Source organism: Staphylococcus sp. MSU001, assembly GCF_052976705.1.
Genome location: NZ_JBRIKK010000004.1, coordinates 112,962 through 131,947 on the forward strand (window position 1 = coordinate 112,962; position 18,986 = coordinate 131,947).

Consider the following 18,986-nt stretch of genomic DNA (forward strand, 5'->3'; position numbering starts at 1 on the left):
GATATATTTATAGTTTTGGGTAATTATAATAAGATTGGAGCAAGGATAGGAACTACTGCTACAACAATAACGCCAACGATGACAACTGCAATACTTCCCATTGATTCTTCAGTCTCACCCAATTCTTTAGCTGCCGCGACACCTAAAGTGTGTCCACTTGTCCCTAGTGCAAGTCCTCTGGCAATAGGGTTAGATATTTTAAATAATTTAACTATTTTAGCACCTAAAGCAGAAATGACAACTGCATTTAAAATAACTGCGAGTGAGGTTAATTCTTTGACACCACCGATACCGTCAGATACAGGTAATGCAATTGCTGTCGTTGCAGCTTGAGGTAGCATAGATGCTATAATTTGATTGCCAAATTGGAATGTTATTGCAACAAGATAAATTAATAACAAGGCAATAATTGTACCAACAGCTATACCACCAAATATTTGTAACCAATATCTTTTTAATACTTCGCGCTTGCGATATAAAGGAATCGCAAAGCATATTGTAGCTGGTTCTAGAAAGAAATTAATAATGTCGCCACCGATTTTATAATTCTCATAACTAATTCCTGTCAATTTCAAAAAAGCAATACCTGCAACCATACTTACGAATAAAGGTGCTAGTAAAAAGAAACCATTCGTTTTTTTATAAAAATAAGTCGCTATGACAAATGGTATTAATGATACTAATATCCCAAAATAAGGTGTATTGATTCCTAAATGTTCAATCATTGATTACCCTCCTATGTGACTTGTTTCTTCATTTTTCTCTTTAGAAGGGAAAAGTGATTTCGTCACTAATAATTGTGACGCAAAGCCAGTACAAATTAATAATAAAAGTGTTGAAATAATAATAAGTAAAATAATTAAAATAGGGCTTTGCTTAAGGATTGGTAAAGAGTTAATGACTGAAATACCAGCTGGTACGAATAGGAATCCAATATTATTGGTTAATGCAGTTCCCACAGTCTCAACTTGACCTAATTTCACAATGCCTGTACACAATGCGATAAATAATAGTACGAGTCCAATGACTGAAGCTGGCATTGGTATAGGCATAAATGATTCAATAATTTTTGATATAAGTAAAATCACTGCAATCGTTAATGCTTGTTGAAAAATACTGTATTTCATTGACTTCTTGTTATCAACCGCTTTGTTTTTAACGAGATGCGTTTGTTCCAAAATAACCATTCCCCTCTGTTTTCTTCATGGTTATATTATAGAATGAAAGCGTTTACTATATGTAGTTTCATAGCTCACTTACAAATATTTTAGGGTGAGGTGCACCATTTTAAAGGTGAAATTCATAAAGCATGATTTAAATTTTATTGAAGACCGAGTTGTTGTTTAAAAGTCTTCATATAAGAACGACTAACTTGATATTTAAATTCATGGGTTAACGTCAGCTGATATGTATAATTAAACCAATGTTCTATTGTTTGGATATGTTCTTTATTAACGATAGTAGCGCGATGTATTTTAATAAATAGTGAGGAAGGTAGTTTTTTCTCGTAATGATTAAGTGTTTCGGTCGTTTCATAACTTTGTTTTGTTGTATCTATCGTAGTAATCCCATTATTAACAGATAATGCGATAATGTCTGTGAAATTTAAGATGTGAATACGTTCATCCACTTCAATTGGTAGTACATGTGTTTGAGCGTGCTCATCATCACTATAATCAATATATTTAGGTGTGATAGTTTTATCTTTGTTTTTTGATTTATCTTTAGCCATGCCAACTTTATTTACAGCTTGATTAATACGATCTTTTTCAAAAGGTTTTAGTATATAATCGGTTGCATTTAATTCAAAAGCTTTGACTGCGAATTTCTCGTGAGCGGTTGCAAAGATAATATGTGGTGATTGCTTCATTTTATTAATTTTTTGAGCTAAATCAATACCACTTTCATCCATTAAATTTATATCTAAGAATATTAAGTCAAATGTGTTGTAGAGTAACTTCTCCAATGTTTCTTCTATGTTTTCTGCTTCTTCAATTTCATCTATAGCATCATTAAGATTTAAAAGATATTGTAATTCATTTCTTGCAAGTGGCTCATCATCAACGATTAACGCTTTCATTAAAGTGTTCCTCCTTAGAAGATTTATACGGAATTAAACAACTTACAGTCGTGCCTGATTGAGAAGATTGAATGTTTAGTGCCGATGTTGTTCCAAATAGTCCAGTAAGTCTTTTATTAAGATTGACTAAGGCATTACCAGTACCAGTGGTAGACGTCACTGTCGTATATCCAATGATATCTAATTGATCAGCTGGTATGCCTTGCCCATTATCTTGAACAGATATACTTAAGTAGTCTTGTTTCATGCTAACATTCACATCAATATGATTATTCACTTTACGATTTTTAAATGCATGTTTAATAGAATTTTCCACTAATATTTGAATTATAAAAGGTGGGATAAGCGCATCTTGACACTGATCATCAATTCGATAATGTATGTTAAATCTATTTGGATAACGTGCTTGCTCTAAGGATAAATATGCTGCTACTTGTTGTAATTCCTTTTGTAAAGTAATTGTATTATTACGTGCACCATTAAGATTAGAGCGGAAGAACTGACTGAGTTGAATCAGTAAACGTCGTGCTTTTTCACTATCAATTCGTACTAGTGCTGATATAGTGTTAATAGCATTAAAAAAGAAATGTGGATTGACTTGTGCTTGTAATGATTTAATTTCAGCGTCTTTCAACAATTGTCCCTGCATTTCAGCTTGGCCTAGTTCTAGCTGTGAAGAAAATATATTAGCGAGGCCTTTTGCGAGTTGTTGGTCTGAAGTTGAAATAATATTGTTATCAGTGAAGTAAAATTTTAAAGTCCCTGCGATTTCGTTATGTATATAAAGAGGGACGACAATGGCTCCTTCAAGAGGGCAATTAGGATGGTGACATCCAATTCCTTCTCTCGTATGAGCGACTTTTAATTTTCCTGATTGAATCACTTCTTTAGATAAATCTGTAATAATCTCTTTACGTGCTACGTGATGGTCACTGCCTGCACCAATATGTGTTAAAATATCTTTTTTATTTGTAATAGCTACCGCCGACACTTGCATTAATTTTAAAATAATTTCAGCAGCTTGTTGGGCTGATTTTTCATTAAGTCCAGATCGAAAGTAAGGTAGTGTTTCATTAGCGAGTTGTAATACATCATGCGTTTGGACTGCACGCATTTGTTCTTCTTGCTTGATGGTCGACAAAATGATGGTTAAAAATATGGCTGTACCCAAACTATTAATGATAATCATCGGTAGTGCTATAAAACTGACTAATGTAATTGCGTGATGTAAGTTATTTGTAAATAATAATATACAGCTCATTTGAATAATTTCAGTTATTGCACCGATAATAGCACCTTTTTTAATGGACGGATATGTATTTTGTTTTATTGTTTGATGACCGAAGTAACCAGATATGATAGCGATAACTATGGATGAAATGAGATAGGTATATGCGTCAGCCCCGCCAATATATAAACGACATAATCCTGAAATAATCCCTACAATTATAGCTACCCACGGTCCACCTATTAGACCAGAAACACCAATAGTTAATACACGTGTATTGGCCATTGAGGCGTCTTTGCTTAAGTGGTAATAAATATCACCAGATACGATATGGCCATTTTCTATTTCAATTCCTGTAAAATTAGAAATCATAGAGAATATACCAAAAATAATGATTAGTTGGAATTTTGAACGCCATTTGTCACGTTCGCTCATCATTGTTTTAAAATGATTAATATTCATGAGTATATATGCGAGTAAAATAATTAATCCCACGCGTTCAAGTAATAAAATAAATAAATTAAGCATAACGTCAATCCTCATTTAATTTTAAATATCATAAAAAGAAATATATTTTTTTAAAAATAAAAGCACTTACATTGGCTTGTTTCATATATTTATAGTTTATATGAAAACACGATTAAATCAATTATAGTATGGAAAATTGAAATTAGATAGTGTAGAATATGTTTCTATATTCACAAATTTTCTAAAAATTACAAGAAATTAAAAAAGAAACATATCTAGGATGAATGAATATTAAAATGATAAACGATTTAGTCATATATTTATTTCAGTTAAAAAGTTGTTCTAAATATGATAAAGTTTCTTAATGTAAAAATGATATTAGAAGAAAGCAAATAAAAGATTTGTAAAATAAGAAATGGATATTGTAATTAAATAAGTCTTATTAGAGATTTCTAATTAATTGTGAAGGAGTAAGTGATAGATGAATACATCACAAAAGTTTAGGGGAGATAATCGCTTATTATTAGGGATTATTTTAGGGGTTATTACATTTTGGTTATTTGCACAATCACTTGTAAATCTAGTCGTGCCATTACAATCATCATACAATAGTGATATTGGCACCATTAATATAGCAGTTAGCTTATCGGCACTATTTTCTGGTTTGTTTATTGTAGGTGCAGGAGATATTGCAGATAAAATTGGTAGAGTAAAAATGACATACATAGGCTTAGCACTTAATATTGTTGGGTCAGTTTTAATCATTATTACGCCATTACCAAGTTTATTGATTATTGGACGTGCTATTCAAGGATTGTCAGCGGCGTGTATAATGCCAGCGACACTCGCAATCATTAATGAATATTATATTGGGACAGCACGACAACGTGCATTAAGCTACTGGTCCATTGGTTCATGGGGAGGTAGTGGTGTTTGTACTTTGTTTGGTGGTTTAATGGCAACTAACCTTGGATGGCGCTCAATCTTTATTGTTTCAATTATTCTGACAATATTATCCATGTTTCTCATTAAACATACTCCCGAAACAAAAGCAGAGCCTATAGGAGATCAACCGACAGAGAAAAAGAAATTTGATGTTATTGGTTTAATCATCTTAGTGGTTAGCATGTTAAGTATTAATGTGATAATAACTCAAACCTCTCAATTTGGTTTGTTCTCACCATTTATTTTGGGACTTATTGCAATTTTTGTTATATCGTTAATTATATTCGTGATTTACGAAAATAAAATAAAACAACCGCTTGTCGATTTTGATATCTTTAAAAACAAAGGTTATACAGGTGCAACGATTTCAAACTTTATGTTGAATGGTGTAGCTGGTGGTACATTGATTGTAGTAAATACTTTTTATCAGCAAAAATTAGATTTTAATTCTCAGGAAACTGGATATATCTCACTTACATATCTAGTTGCAGTATTAATTATGATACGTGTGGGTGAAATGATATTACAATCGCTAGGACCTAAAAGACCTTTGTTACTCGGAAGTGCGTTGACCGTCATAGGATTAATATTATTATCTTTGACGTTTTTACCTAATGCTTGGTATATAGCGTCAAGTGTCGTTGGTTATTTATTATTTGGTACCGGTTTAGGTATTTATGCAACACCATCCACGGATACAGCTGTTGCACAAGCACCAGATGATAAAGTAGGCGTCGCATCCGGTGTATATAAGATGGCATCATCTTTAGGAAATGCATTTGGTGTGGCCATCTCAAGTACAGTTTACAGCGTACTTGCAGCTCAACTGAATCTGACTTTAGGTGGTTTTACTGGAGTAATGTTTAATGCGCTTATAGCATTATTAGCATTCCTATCTATTTTGTTCTTAATACCGAAAAAACAATCTAATGTATAAGAATATAGTCATCAACTTTTAAATTCATCTTTAATATTGAAATGGAAAAATATGAATTTGTGTCTGGGACATCACTGGTGTCTCAGACATTTTGATATATTGACATCGAGAACTCAGTAATAATAAAGGTATGAAAAAGTCTATTAATTCTAATTCTTGTTAAAGAGAAAAGAGATAATCCAGTCAATATGAAACTAGTTCTACTCATATTTTAAAAACGCAACTGAAATTGAATAATAAATTAACAAAGAAACGATTTACTATGCTAATAAAATGTTGAGTGAGCAATGTACGTTTGAGAGGATAATACTTATTCGTAATTAACAGAAAATTCTTACAAATTAACCGTATTATATTGACTGGTATGTAGTAAAGTAGTATTTTAAAAACAATATAGAATTGTAAGGAGATGGAATATATGAAAATAGCAATTGCAGGTTCTGGCGCATTAGGTAGTGGATTTGGTGCTAAGTTGTTTCAACATGGTTATGACGTCACTTTAATTGATAATTGGGAACCTCAAGTTACTACAATACAACAGGACGGCCTACATATCGATATTAATGGTGAAGCGCATCATTTCAGGCTACCTATGTATAGACTAACGGAAATTCCTAAAGCAACGTCCTATGATATTGTTTTTCTATTTCCTAAATCTATGCAATTAGAAGAAGTGCTTAGTCATATTCAACCCCACCTTCATGATAATACGATTGTTGTGTGCACTATGAATGGTTTGAAACATGAACGTCTTATACAACAATATGTTTCTATAGATAGAATTGTACGTGGAGTAACAACGTGGACAGCCGGTATTGATCAACCTGGTCACACGCACTTAATGGGGCAAGGTCCTGTTGAAATTGGGTGTCTCGTGCCCGAGGGAAAAGAAAGTGTAGATATCATTGTTAATCTGCTACAAAATGCAGAATTAAAAGGTGTGAAAAGTGAACATTTACATCAATCAATTTGGAAGAAAATATGTGTTAATGGAACAGCTAATTCATTATGTACTATACTTGAATGTAATTTGGCAGCACTCAATAATAGTGAAGACGCTAAAAATTTGATCTATAAAATTACACAAGAAATTGTTCATGTTGCAACTGTTGATGATGTTCATCTTAATGTTGATGAGATTTTTGATTACTTAATTGCATTAAATGATAAAGTAGGCCCACACTATCCTTCTATGTACCAAGACTTAATTAAAGATAATCGAACAACTGAAATAGATTATATTAATGGAGCAGTTAGTAAATTAGGGAAAGAGAATCATATTGCTACACCTGTAAATGATTTTGTAACAAATCTTGTACATGCTAAAGAAAATCAACGTGGTGCACAATGATAAAATAATATATGGATCGTTTGAGTTACAAGCTCTTTTTAAATTATTAACATGGCATATTTAATAGTGGAGAACGAAAAGCACGCTATAAACAATTTTTACAAGATTGTTTATAGCGTGCTTTTTTATGACTCTTCAGTTAATAACTCACTATTGTCTTTATAATGCTCTAATTTTTGTTTGAGTTTTTTAGCTTCATGTAGTGCCACTTTCTTATAGTGAGAGTGGGCAAAATGCATTTGCACAATTAGAAAAGCAGCGCTTATACTCCAATATAAGCCCAAAGCTGCAGCAGAATGTAGAGATGCATATGTTATGAATATCGGTGAAAATACCATCATAAAATAATAAGTTTTTCTTTGATCTTTTGGATAATGGATTGAGTTTACAAGTGGTTGAACAAAATACATGATTGCTGCGATTATTGTCATAATCAAATCAGGTTGCGTTAAATCAAACCATAAGAAGTGTGGGTATTCAGTAATTCCGTGACTCGAAGGGTACTTCAAACTCATATAAAGCCCCATTAATATAGGCATTTGTATAAGAACAGGCAGACACCCTAACATATTTTTTAATGGATTAATCCCATACGATTGATACTTTTTCAAAAGCAATTGATTGGCTGCATTGCGTTCTTCTTGTGATGTTGCGTGTTTCATTTTATCTCTTATAGCATCCAATTCTGGTTGGACGACTTTTGTTTTTTCGCGCATCATATGCATATTCTTAACTTGTATTAACATGAAAGGTAATAGGATGAAACGAACTATGAGTACAATAGAAATAATAGCAAAGCCATAGTTATCCTGAAAAACTCTGCCAAGAAAATGAAGAAATTCATCCATGGATTTTACAAAAACGTTATAAAATATACCAGTTTGGTTCTCTTCTTTAGAATAATCGCATCCAGCTAGTAAAATGATAAAACCTAATAAAGTGATGAAAAGTCGTTTATGCATAGTGATACTTCCTTTTGTTAATAATTCTATTAATTTTATGATAAATGATGTTCAAGTTCATCAAAATAGTATAATATTGCATGATTTAAAAATAACAAAGTCATTCTTAGGTGTGTATCGCATGTCTTAAATGTGGCTTTTTAATGCTTAGGTGTTGTTTTATGTTTTTTATTTTCATCAGAATGGTAAGTTATACTTAATAAAGATAACCAAACTAGTAACATGGTTATGGCTAGATATACACTTACAACTAAATATTTCGAATGTAAAGGTAACCATGATAAAACAAACCCCCAAGTTGCATCTCCTAATATTATCAAAGGAAGTAGGTAAAAAAGAATATTCATTGCTACTAATCCCAACAAAATGATGCTGAACATGATTGAAGTTCGTAAACATTTACGGATGAAGATGTGACCATCACGTAATTTTAAGATTTTACTAAAAACTAAGATACTAAATATGACCATGAATATATCGGCCAATGTGGAAATGATAAGTTGCATATTTTTCGTTTGGTTCACTTTTTCTTCTATGGTTGTGTAATGACGATTATTCATAATTTGAGTATTTAAATGTTCCGCTAGACGAGTCACTTGACTTGAATTTGTATTCGCTAATACGACAATGCCATAAGATTTACGAATATTTAATAAAATTTGTGACGAGAAATTATCTAAAACGCCGGTATGTAATACGAGATGGTCATCAGTATTTATAAACCATCCTGAACCGTAGCTATCTGCGTTAGGCTCACTATTTAATGAGTTAGATAATACCTGATGCGATTGACGAATTAACTGGGCTTGTGATTTTGAAGTAGGGTGGATCTGTAGTTGGACCCACTTTGCTAAATCACTTGTACTTGACATCATATATGCTGCAGGCGTATCACCGATGTTAAACTCTGGTTGTGCAACTTTATTTTCATTATCTTCCCATATATAACCTAATGCTTCGTTATTAGCTTTGGTATTATTTACTTTAAAAGTGGTATGTTTCATCTTTAAAGGGGCTAAAACATACTTTTGGATATATGATGTATAGGATTGATGGGTAACATTTTGAATAATAAGACCTAAAATATCATAATTCATATTCGAATATTCAAAAGTTTCTCCAGGTGCATGGTTCAGACGTTTTCCTTTTGCAAAATTAACGATATTTTCAATACTATCGTACTGTTTAGAATAACGATTTTCTTCAGTGATATCTCCAGGTATACCACTAGTTTGAGCTAATAGCTGTTCAATAGTAATATCACTTTCTTTGTCTTCATGCTTCATTTTAAATCCGGGTATAAATGTACTTACTTTGTCATTTAAATTTATTTTTCCTTCTTGAGCTAATTGTAGAATTGCATAACCTGTAAAGGCTTTAGTATTGGATGCAATTTCAAATTGAGTATGTGGGTTTACCTTTGCTCTTTTTTCAATATTGGCATAACCATACCCTTTATTTAAAAAGATTTTATTGTCTTTGATGATTAATATTGCTAGTCCGGGGATATCTCCTTTCTTCATTGCTGTCTCAACCATTTTATCAATATGTTTTTGAGAAGCATGTGTCAATATCGTCTCATTCTTACTATGTGCAATTTCTCGTGTTGTAATTGAAATTATCGATAAAATGGTCATCAAAAAAATGACAACAATGACAAACAGTTTTATCTTCATTAAGCATCCTCTACTTTAAATTTAAAAATTTATTGCCTGCGTTATGGCAACAATAAGTGAATTTATTATAACAGTTTTGGTGTATAAAGTTACAGATAACGAATAGATATTGGGTTAGCTATATCTTAATCAAGTAGTCTTCTTAGTGAAAAACAATAAATTTTAAAGTGTAATAAAACACTAATAGAGTAAATGTAATGATTAAAGATATGTGAAGTAGCTATACAATTTTGTTTTATGGGAGTATAGTTTTATCCATCAAAATGAGTTAAAGAGGTAGGAGTCATGTTCATTCAATTTAAAAGACTTTTGATTGGAAGACCTAAAAGAAACAGAGACTTAAAAAATGAGAAAATTTCAAAATTTAAAGGATTAGCTATCCTATCATCCGATGCGTTGTCATCAGTTGCATATGGTCCTGAGCAGATATTAATTACATTATCGGTGATAGGAGCTGTGGCATCTTGGTATACGTTGCCTATTGCTGGAGCAGTTCTAATATTATTAACAGCTTTAATTTTATCTTATAGACAAATTATTTATGCTTATCCAAAAGGTGGTGGAGCGTATATTGTTTCTAAAACAAATCTTGGTGAGAAATGGGGATTGTTAGCTGGAGGGTCTTTATTAGTCGACTATATATTAACGGTGGCAGTGAGTATTTCTTCAGGAGCAGATGCTTTTGTTGCCGCATTTCCCCACTTATATCATTTTAAAGTGCTTATTGCATGTTTATTAGTACTCTTTATTTTAATGATGAATTTAAGAGGTTTGACTGAATCAGCAACTGTATTATCATATCCAGTCTACTTATTTATTATAGGTTTAATTGTTTTGATAGCTGTTGGAACATTTCGCGTAGCTACTGGACAAATCGCACCGCATATCCATTCCACTGTAGGGAGTACTGTGCCAGGTGTTACGTTATTTTTACTTTTAAAAGCATTCTCATCTGGAGCATCATCACTTACAGGTGTAGAGGCAATATCCAATGCAGTAACAAATTTTAAAAATCCAGCACCTAAGAATGCAGTCAAAACTTTAGTCACTATGGGTACAATTTTAGCAGTGTTACTAGTAGGTATTGTTGTACTCTCATATATATATGGAATTATGCCTCAAACTGAAACGACCGTACTATCACAACTTGCGTCCCAAATATTTGGTGAAAATGTAGCGTTTTATTTTATACAAGCTACTACAGTTATGATTTTGGTATTGGCTGCTAATACAGGTTTTACAGCATTTCCTATGCTTGCTGCATCAATGTCTAAGGACAAATATATGCCACGTATGTTTACTGTTCGTGGTGATCGTCTCGGTTATTCAAACTCGATTATTATATTAGGTGTATTAGCCATCATTTTAATTATTCTATTTGAAGGAATGACAGAGAACCTCATTCCATTATATGCAGTAGGTGTTTTTATTCCATTTACGCTTGCTCAGTTTGGTATGGTTTTAAAGTGGCTTCGAGAACGCCCTGAACGATGGGGAATAAAGCTTACTATCAATTTAATTGGTGGTACGATTACGTTTATCGTATTCATGATTTTACTTATTACCAAACTGAATCAAGTATGGCCAATTCTTTTATTTTTACCTTTTGTTGTATTTATTTTTATTAGAATTCATGTACATTATGAGAATATAGCGTGTGAATTACGATCTGAAATTGATATACACGACATTCCTGTTGTAGATCGCAATTTAGCGATTGTACCAATTCAAAGTATTACAACTGTAGTTGATAAATCTATTTATTATGCTAAATTATTAGCTAATGATGATGTTATTGCAGTACATGTGACATTTGGTGATGAGGATGAGCAAGCTTTTATGACTAAGTGGAAAAAACATTTTCCTGATGTAAGACTTGTGATTTTACATTCAGAGTATAGAAGTATTATTCGTCCGATTTCACGATTTATAGATAAAATTCGTAAAAAAGCGAATGATAAAAATTATTTAATTACAGTAGTCGTTCCAGAATTTATCCCTAAAAAGGCTTGGCAGCACTTGTTGCACAATCAAACGAGTTTACGTTTAAAATTGCATTTAATTTATCAAAAAAACGTTACTTTGTGTACTATTCCATTCAAATTAATGAAATAAAAAAAGGACCAAATACACTTGAGTAAAGTGAAATTTTGGTCCTTATTATAATGGAGTATATTCGCTTTTAGATAATATATATTTTGCAAATCTTGATGATTAATATTTTAAAGTCATAGGTTATAATTAAGTTTAATCACATTTTACTTTAATGTTGCTGTCTTTCGGCTAAAGATTCAGCATTGCTCTTGTATTTCTTGTAATAAAAGAATAAGAAGATAAACCATAACGGTGAAATAAAAATTGCTACTCTAGTATCTTTGCTAAAGAATAGTAGAATAAAGATAAATAAGAAAAAAGATAACACAATATAGGCAATAATCTTTCCGCCCCATAATTTAAATGCACTTGATCGATGTCGTTCGGGATTCTTCTTTACGTATGCGATGTAAGAGACGATAATCATTCCCCATACTACAAGGAATAAAACAGTAGATAATGTCGTTACATAAATAAATAATTTAATAGCATCTGGGAAAACAAAATTTAATAAAGCGGCGATTAACAATGTTATTGAAGATACAAACATTGAGAGATAAGGCACACCATTAGAATTAGTTTTTGTTAATGCTTTAGGACCTAAACCTTGTTTCGCTAAACCAAATAAAATTCGACTATTAGAATATATTCCGCTGTTCGTTGCAGATGCTGCTGCAGTTAAAACAACAAAATTAACTATGCCTGCAGCAAAGGGCACACCAATTAGTGTGAATAATTTAACAAACGGACTACTATCAGGATCAACTTTAAACCATGGAATGACAGACATGATTACAAGTAAACCACCTATATAAAATAATAAAATTCGTATTGGAACGTTATTTATTGCTTTAGGAATTGTTTTTTCTGGATTTTTGGTTTCACCAGCTGTGACGCCTATAAGTTCTATACCTATAAATGAATATACAGCAATTTGGAAGGACATTAAAAATCCAGCTACGCCATGTGGAAACATACCGCCATGATGTATTAAATTACCAAAAGAAGCATGTCCATATTCTGTTTTAAATGATAAAAAAATCAGAACTAAACCTACAATAACCATCGTAATAATTGTAACGACTTTAATTATAGAAAACCAAAATTCAAGTTCTCCAAATAATCTGGCACCAAGCAAATTAAACGATATAAGTATGAGTACAATAAATAGCACTGTCAACCAGTGTGGGACTTGTGGGTACCAATAAGCAAAATATTGTCCCATCGCAGTGAGATCCGACATGCTAGAGACAATCCAACAAACCCAATAGGTCCACCCAATTACAAATCCACCAAACGGACCAAGGTATTCATTTGCAATATCTACGAATGAATTAAATTTAGAGTTACTTAATAATAATTCACCAAGAGCTCTCATAAAAGCAAATAACACTATACCTATCAACATGTAAGTAAAGAGTAATGAAGGTCCGGTTAGAGAAATTGTCTGTCCTGAACCTAAAAATAAACCAGTTCCTATAGCGCCACCAATAGCAATTAATTGAATATGCCTATTATTCAATTCTCTTTGTAGCTGTTTTGCCATCAACTTCCTCCTTAAGGATACGTATATGAAAGCGTTCACTTAAAGCTTATCTTATCCAACATATTTTAAAAAAGCAAGAATTTTCAGAAATATAAGTGGATATATGTATTAATATGGTATCTTAAATTAATAGTTATAACCTTGTAATAAAAAATTATGAAATACAATGAAAGAAAAGTTTATATTAAAAATTATGCTTAATTATAGACATTATTTTACAAATAGCAAGTATAATGATAATTAATCACATGAATTAACTTTCATTTATCTCTATGTAATAATGTAAGTTATTATAAAGAGAAATGAGGATTGAGAAGATGAAAATAGGTACTATTTCTGACCTACACATTGACCGTCATCCACACTTAAATCCTGAAATATATTTAGAAAAGCTTTGTCAGGTGATTAAACAAAGGTCTATTGAGTTACTTATCATAGCAGGGGATATATCTAATGACTATCGGATAAGTTACAAATTTATTCAAAGCATTCAAGAATTAAGTGGGATACCTACTTATTTTGTTCCTGGGAACCATGATTTGTGGTCTGACCAAGTAGATAAAACTTCAACAGAAATACTATCATTCTTTCGTTCAAAAAAGGAATGCTTAATAGGCAATCCAATCATTATTAATGATCAATATGCAATTGTAGGCCATGTCGGTTGGTATGATTATAGCTATGCAGATAATCGTTTTTCTCAGCAAAAAATAGCAAGTGGTAAACATTATGGTGCAACTTGGCAAGATAAAGTAAGAACAGATTGGTCATTATCAGACCCGCAACTATCCCTCTTAGCTGTTCAAGAGGTTGAAAAAGACATTAACAATGTAAGTCCACGTCAAATTATACTAGTTACGCACGTTGTAACACATCCTCAATTCGTAGTACCAACGCCTCATCGTATTTTTGACTTTTTTAATGCATTTATTGGTACTCATGATTTTGATACTATTTATAAAAATTATCCTATTCGATTTAGTGTAATGGGGCATGTTCATTTTAGAAAAAAACTTGTTGAAAACAACATAATATATATATGTCCGTGCTTAGGATATCAAAGACAATGGATGACAGACGATATAGCATATGAAATAAATCATGCTTTAGTCGATTTTGATATTTAGTATCAACTTATATAATAAAGCCTCTAGAAACTGAAATTAAACAGTCTCTAGAGGCTTTATTATTAATTATCGATATATATGCATTTTCTTCCTGGGGCATTATAACTATTTTCCAAAGTGCGCTTTTTAATTTTGATGATTTGTTTAGAGTTAGGAATAATAGATGGGAAAATAACAAATTTTGTTAAACGACTCCATAACGGATCAATATAATAATAATAGTCATCATCGTACCCTATTAATAAAGTGACGTGAATATTTGAGACTAGTTTTGTTGGTTGATTGTCGAAATGAAATACACGTCGAAGCGGTTTAGAACCTAAACTAGTATGATAAATGATGACCGGCTGACCTTTGTCGATAAATTTTTCAAGTTGATTTAATGATGTACCTGTACCATCTACAATTCGAGAATCATATTGTTTTAGAAATGGCGCAAAAGCATCAGGAAATATTGTTTGATGATGGCCAAATTTAACTAACAAAGGATGACCAACATAGCCTTTATAGGGATTGGTCGGATGTTTAGGCCAGTGACTCATAATTTGTGTTGCTTTAATATCGTAATGATTAAATTGTAATAGCATCGCTGCGGATACTCCCTCACACCCCATAACAAAAGGGATAGGGAATAGCTGACTTATAGGCTTTACTGGTAAAATTATCTTCATAAAATGTATCCTCTAATAACTTTGATAAAACATATTATATAACGTGCGATTTATTTAGTATACAAAATTGATTTAGACAAACTTGAAATGAGCGTTTTCATCAGATATTCAGAGTAGAAAGGGATGAATTAGTATTAAAATTGTCAAGTGAATGAAAATAGGAACGTTCATTAAAACACTACTAAACGTAAATTTAGAATTACAAGTCTATGGGTACTATTAAAATAGAAAATAGGAGTGGCACTTAATTATACTACATTGTCAGTTCACTCCTATATTTTGATTTACGAATAACTATGTTTTTTTCATAAATAATTTGAAATATATAATTTGTAATGCGATAAGTAAAACAGCTGTCGCACTAATAATAATTAGATACGGAGACATATCATGTTGACCGTTCAAACCAACTAGGGGAGAAATGAGACCTCCTAAAATAAATTGGAATAGGCCAAGTAAACTTGAAGCATTGCCACTTCCACCTGTGCGTTCAGCCATTGCCATAGAAAAACAAAGTGGTGCTATAGAAGTGACTGGACATATATTAATAAAAAAGCCAATAAGTAAAACATACAATGGAAGATGTAAGGTTAAAGTAAATATTAAAATTACAACACCTAACATTTGAATGATTGTTAAATATATGAGCATCGTATATCGGCTTATCTTTTCTACTATAATAGCAGTTATCTGACTAACGACTATCAAACCAACTCCATTAATAGCAAACATTGCACTATATTGAAGTGGTGTCATATGATACATCTTTTGTGAAATAAAAGGTGCGGCTGACGAATAACTGAATAACATGACATAAGTTAATCCTTGCAATAGCATCGGAATAACGAAGGTGGGTCTTGTTAATAACAGACCAAAATCTTTAAATATTGCTTTAAATTTTAACTGAGATTGTTCTTGATGGAGCCCAACTGGCATCTTTAATAAGATGCCTAAGATGACTATTAAGGCAATGATTGTTAAAAATATAAAAATCATTCTCCAACTTGCAATAGATAAAGCGAGGCCACCTAACAGTGGAGCAATAATGGTGATTATACCATTTATGACCATAAGAGAAGTTAAAAATTTTGCTAATTCGTCTCCGTCATAATTATCTCCAATAGAAGCTTTGGCTATGACGATTGCACCACCTCCTGCTAAACCTTGAATTAAACGGATAATTAAAAATATTGTTAAATGAACTGTAAACACTGATAATAATGAGGCTATTAAATATCCAATCAATAAAATGAGTGCCATTTTTTTACGACCTAATACATCTGATAGTGGCCCAAATACAAATTGACCAATAGCTAAACCTATCATAGCAAAGGATAATGTAAGTTGTATTTCTGAAATTGATGAACCAAACGCATGCTGAACTTTAGGTAAAGATGGTCCGTACATATCAATAGTCAAAGGACCAAATGCAGTCATAACGCCAAGTATAACGATTAATATTTTAGATAAGTGTTTGGAACTTGTAGTCATCATCATTATCCTCCTAGAAAAGTTATAGCATCTATTATATACGTTTTACATAAAAAAGTAATCAGCATACACAAATAAAAAAGCAGAGTATTATCCAATAAGCATTGATAGTTTTGTCAACGTAATATTGGTCAAAGAAAAAATTGGTAAATAAACGTCATTCAATCACCGACTGTCTTTGATAAAAAAGAACCCGAGACAAGTATCTATGTCCCAGATTCTTAAGGTTTTGTAGATATTTAGTTTGAAGTGTCATGCCTTTAGTTTCCTGAATTTGATCCATTCAAGATATTTTCTAGTTTAGCTTTAATACTATCAAATTTTGTATTGATGTCTTCAAGCATGTTGTTAACTTTACTTTGATTTTCGTTATTAAGTTGCGCGTTATTTGCATTTTTCAGTTTGTCGATTTGGTTTTGATAAAATTTTGTGAATTTAGAATCCGCATTGGTTTCTTCATTTTGTTTTAATTGATCAATTTGATTTTGTAGTTTATCAATTTGGGATTGGGTGTCCTTTTTATTTTTAATATCGCTTTTGGCTGAATCAACTTGTCGATTAATATCGTCGTTTTGATTTTCAACTTCTTTTTTATAGTTTTGTGAAACGTTAGGGTCATTACTTACTTTATCATTATTATGATTGATAATTGCACGTGTGATAAAGATAGCTACTATAATGAGTAAAATGACTATGATTGCAATCAGCCATTTTTTAGTTTTGCTTGATTTTTCATTTTCCTCTTCTAATTGTTGCTCACGTCGATAGTCTCTTCCATTGTAATAACGTTCAGGATGATTTTCATACTCTTTATCATTTTTACTTTGTGTTGCACGATTTGAATTTGCTCTCTGTTGCGACTCTTGATGTTGTCGATACATATCTTCTTCTGAACGTTTACGATGATTTTGATATTGGTCATCATATTTGTATGAATCTCTATATTTATCTGTTCGTTTCATATTGTCACCTCGTTTAATAATTATGCTCAATCATTTTTTATTTTTAATTGTAAAAGTCGTGCGATATTTGCTGTTGTATGTTTAATATGAAGTTCGGCTTCTTTCAAAGCTTCGTCAATGTGGCATGGACGTTCCATGATACTAAACACGCTATCGATACCGTGGTGATAAATTGCTTCGTAATCTTTTCCTAAACTACCACAAATAGCAATGACGGGTATATCATATGATTTTGCAACTTTGGCTACGCCAATAGGTGTTTTGCCATAGATTGTTTGTTTATCCATTTTACCTTCGCCAGTAACAACTAAATTCGCATCTTTTATTCTTTGTTTAAATTGAGTCTCTTCAAGAACTACATCAATTCCAGGACGTAATTCAGCGTTTAGAAATGCAATTAATGCTGTTCCCATACCTCCTGCAGCACCAGCGCCTGGGATATCTTTTACATTCACATTTAATTCTCTTTCAATTTTATCATGATAGTGACGTAATGCTGAATCCAACTTTGGTATCATCTTTTGCTGAGCGCCTTTTTGTGGACCATAAACTACTGTTGCTCCATTATCTCCTAATAATGGATTAGTTACATCACAGGCTACTTTAATATTCACATCTTTCAAGCGTGGGTTTATACGAGTAATATCAATGTAATCTATTTGAGATAGGGCTAAACCTCCATCGCGAATTTCTTGATTGTTTTTATCTTTAAAAGAGACACCTAAAGCCTTTAACATTCCTACACCGCCATCATTCGTGGCACTTCCTCCTATTCCTAAAATAATTTTATTAACACCGTGATTAAGTGCATCATTAATGAGTTGGCCGGTACCGTACGAAGTTGTAATAGATGGATTTCTTTCATCTTTACTCAATAATGCTAGTCCTGAAGCAGCTGCCATTTCAATGATTGCTGTACGGTGTTCATCGCTTCTCGCATAACTTGCCATGATATTTCTATTAAGTGGATCTTTTACTTCTACACAATAAGAGGTAGCATTTAAGGCTTCTTTCAATACTTCGGTAGTTCCTTCACCACCATCAGCCATAGGAATAATGTCATATATTGTACTAGAATCGAACACCTCTTGGAATCCTTCTTTAATAGCTAAAGCAGCTTCCTTCGCTGACATACTTTCTTTAAAAGAATCAGGTGCAATGATAACTTTATATGGTGACATTTATATCACTTCCTAAACAATTGGTTTATATTTATTCTATCCAAAAATGAAATTAAACTAAAGAAATCTTGATAATTAAAATGGAAATCATACGTGAATTGTATAATAATAAGAATATAAAATTGATGATGAGAATATGTATATATTAATATGATTAAAGATTCAATAAATGCCTATATAATTTGAGCAGATAACTGAATGAATCACATAAAAAAGAGAATAAACATGATAATCGTTTAAATGTTAGTTTTGAATTACATCATGAAG

The 18,986-nt window shown here is 31.9% G+C and carries 15 protein-coding genes; 4 read left to right on the plus strand and 11 right to left on the minus strand.

Translation table 11 applies throughout. From position 1 onward, the window contains the following. Positions 1-23: 23 nt before the first annotated feature. The 4 genes from lrgB to ACVBFA_RS03195 all read right to left on the minus strand — a co-directional run bounded on the left by lrgB (position 24) and on the right by ACVBFA_RS03195 (position 3,836). Entirely contained in the window at positions 24-725 is a 702-nt protein-coding gene (gene lrgB / locus ACVBFA_RS03180) for an antiholin-like protein LrgB (RefSeq protein ID WP_001831408.1), read from the minus strand. A gap of 3 nt (positions 726-728) precedes the next feature. Next, entirely contained in the window at positions 729-1,178 is a 450-nt protein-coding gene (gene lrgA, locus ACVBFA_RS03185) for an antiholin-like murein hydrolase modulator LrgA (RefSeq protein WP_001831627.1), read from the minus strand. A gap of 143 nt (positions 1,179-1,321) precedes the next feature. Continuing rightward, positions 1,322-2,080, minus strand: coding sequence for a response regulator transcription factor LytR (locus ACVBFA_RS03190; RefSeq protein ID WP_002447167.1), 759 nt, complete (start codon positions 2,078-2,080; stop codon positions 1,322-1,324). Next, on the minus strand, positions 2,061-3,836 hold the full coding sequence (locus ACVBFA_RS03195) for a sensor histidine kinase (protein WP_002495949.1): 1,776 nt from the start codon (positions 3,834-3,836) through the stop codon (positions 2,061-2,063). The genes ACVBFA_RS03190 and ACVBFA_RS03195 overlap by 20 nt, the downstream gene beginning before the upstream one ends. A 421-nt stretch (positions 3,837-4,257) precedes the next feature. Between ACVBFA_RS03195 and ACVBFA_RS03200 the strand changes: the two genes are divergently transcribed. Together ACVBFA_RS03200 and ACVBFA_RS03205 are read left to right on the plus strand one after the other, a co-directional pair. Continuing rightward, a complete protein-coding gene (locus ACVBFA_RS03200) occupies positions 4,258-5,658 on the plus strand; it encodes an MFS transporter (protein WP_002490590.1) in 1,401 nt (466 codons plus the stop codon). Between the two features lie 418 nt (positions 5,659-6,076). Further along, a complete protein-coding gene (locus tag ACVBFA_RS03205) occupies positions 6,077-7,009 on the plus strand; it encodes a 2-dehydropantoate 2-reductase (RefSeq protein WP_126122620.1) in 933 nt (310 codons plus the stop codon). Between the two features lie 125 nt (positions 7,010-7,134). Here the strand turns inward: ACVBFA_RS03205 and yidC are convergent, their stop codons facing one another. Continuing rightward, positions 7,135-7,971 carry a membrane protein insertase YidC gene (gene yidC / locus ACVBFA_RS03210; protein WP_126122619.1) on the minus strand — a complete coding sequence of 279 codons (837 nt, stop codon included), beginning with the start codon at positions 7,969-7,971 and terminating at the stop codon, positions 7,135-7,137. 140 nt (positions 7,972-8,111) lie between these two features. Then, positions 8,112-9,647, minus strand: coding sequence for a serine hydrolase domain-containing protein (locus ACVBFA_RS03215; protein ID WP_126122618.1), 1,536 nt, complete (start codon positions 9,645-9,647; stop codon positions 8,112-8,114). 285 nt (positions 9,648-9,932) lie between these two features. On the opposite strand from ACVBFA_RS03215, the gene ACVBFA_RS03220 reads away from it, so the two are divergent. Beyond that, positions 9,933-11,762, plus strand: coding sequence for an APC family permease (locus ACVBFA_RS03220; protein ID WP_046044385.1), 1,830 nt, complete (start codon positions 9,933-9,935; stop codon positions 11,760-11,762). Between the two features lie 148 nt (positions 11,763-11,910). Here ACVBFA_RS03220 and ACVBFA_RS03225 read toward each other — a convergent pair whose 3' ends face one another. Beyond that, positions 11,911-13,287: an amino acid permease gene (locus ACVBFA_RS03225; protein ID WP_002458150.1), complete on the minus strand. Its 1,377-nt coding sequence runs from the start codon at positions 13,285-13,287 to the stop codon at positions 11,911-11,913. Between the two features lie 317 nt (positions 13,288-13,604). Between ACVBFA_RS03225 and ACVBFA_RS03230 the strand changes: the two genes are divergently transcribed. Next, positions 13,605-14,414, plus strand: a complete 810-nt coding sequence (locus tag ACVBFA_RS03230; protein ID WP_126122617.1) for a metallophosphoesterase — start codon at positions 13,605-13,607, stop codon at positions 14,412-14,414. Between the two features lie 62 nt (positions 14,415-14,476). On the opposite strand, the gene ACVBFA_RS03235 is transcribed toward ACVBFA_RS03230, so the two are convergent. The 4 genes from ACVBFA_RS03235 to ACVBFA_RS03250 form a co-directional block, all read right to left on the minus strand. Next, positions 14,477-15,085: a C39 family peptidase gene (locus ACVBFA_RS03235; protein WP_002447176.1), complete on the minus strand. Its 609-nt coding sequence runs from the start codon at positions 15,083-15,085 to the stop codon at positions 14,477-14,479. A 294-nt stretch (positions 15,086-15,379) separates the two neighbouring features. Then, positions 15,380-16,579 (minus strand): multidrug effflux MFS transporter, encoded by a 1,200-nt coding sequence (locus tag ACVBFA_RS03240; protein ID WP_046044597.1) that lies wholly within the window; start codon positions 16,577-16,579, stop codon positions 15,380-15,382. 257 nt (positions 16,580-16,836) lie between these two features. Further along, on the minus strand, positions 16,837-17,538 hold the full coding sequence (locus ACVBFA_RS03245) for a hypothetical protein (RefSeq protein ID WP_126122616.1): 702 nt from the start codon (positions 17,536-17,538) through the stop codon (positions 16,837-16,839). A 26-nt stretch (positions 17,539-17,564) separates the two neighbouring features. Then, entirely contained in the window at positions 17,565-18,719 is a 1,155-nt protein-coding gene (locus ACVBFA_RS03250) for a glycerate kinase (RefSeq protein ID WP_126122615.1), read from the minus strand. Positions 18,720-18,986: the final 267 nt, after the last annotated feature.

What these genes read in the sequence shown, in the direction of transcription:
- ACVBFA_RS03230 (WP_126122617.1), top strand. Translation starts at nt 13,605, where the DNA reads ATGAAAATAGGTACTATTTCTGACCTACACATTGACCGTCATCCACAC.
- yidC (WP_126122619.1), bottom strand. Translation starts at nt 7,971, where the DNA reads ATGCATAAACGACTTTTCATCACTTTATTAGGTTTTATCATTTTACTA.
- ACVBFA_RS03215 (WP_126122618.1), bottom strand. Translation starts at nt 9,647, where the DNA reads ATGAAGATAAAACTGTTTGTCATTGTTGTCATTTTTTTGATGACCATT.
- ACVBFA_RS03240 (WP_046044597.1), bottom strand. Translation starts at nt 16,579, where the DNA reads ATGATGACTACAAGTTCCAAACACTTATCTAAAATATTAATCGTTATA.
- ACVBFA_RS03195 (WP_002495949.1), bottom strand. Translation starts at nt 3,836, where the DNA reads ATGCTTAATTTATTTATTTTATTACTTGAACGCGTGGGATTAATTATT.
- ACVBFA_RS03250 (WP_126122615.1), bottom strand. Translation starts at nt 18,719, where the DNA reads ATGTCACCATATAAAGTTATCATTGCACCTGATTCTTTTAAAGAAAGT.
- ACVBFA_RS03225 (WP_002458150.1), bottom strand. Translation starts at nt 13,287, where the DNA reads ATGGCAAAACAGCTACAAAGAGAATTGAATAATAGGCATATTCAATTA.
- ACVBFA_RS03205 (WP_126122620.1), top strand. Translation starts at nt 6,077, where the DNA reads ATGAAAATAGCAATTGCAGGTTCTGGCGCATTAGGTAGTGGATTTGGT.
- ACVBFA_RS03200 (WP_002490590.1), top strand. Translation starts at nt 4,258, where the DNA reads ATGAATACATCACAAAAGTTTAGGGGAGATAATCGCTTATTATTAGGG.
- lrgB (WP_001831408.1), bottom strand. Translation starts at nt 725, where the DNA reads ATGATTGAACATTTAGGAATCAATACACCTTATTTTGGGATATTAGTA.
- ACVBFA_RS03220 (WP_046044385.1), top strand. Translation starts at nt 9,933, where the DNA reads ATGTTCATTCAATTTAAAAGACTTTTGATTGGAAGACCTAAAAGAAAC.
- ACVBFA_RS03235 (WP_002447176.1), bottom strand. Translation starts at nt 15,085, where the DNA reads ATGAAGATAATTTTACCAGTAAAGCCTATAAGTCAGCTATTCCCTATC.
- ACVBFA_RS03190 (WP_002447167.1), bottom strand. Translation starts at nt 2,080, where the DNA reads ATGAAAGCGTTAATCGTTGATGATGAGCCACTTGCAAGAAATGAATTA.
- ACVBFA_RS03245 (WP_126122616.1), bottom strand. Translation starts at nt 17,538, where the DNA reads ATGAAACGAACAGATAAATATAGAGATTCATACAAATATGATGACCAA.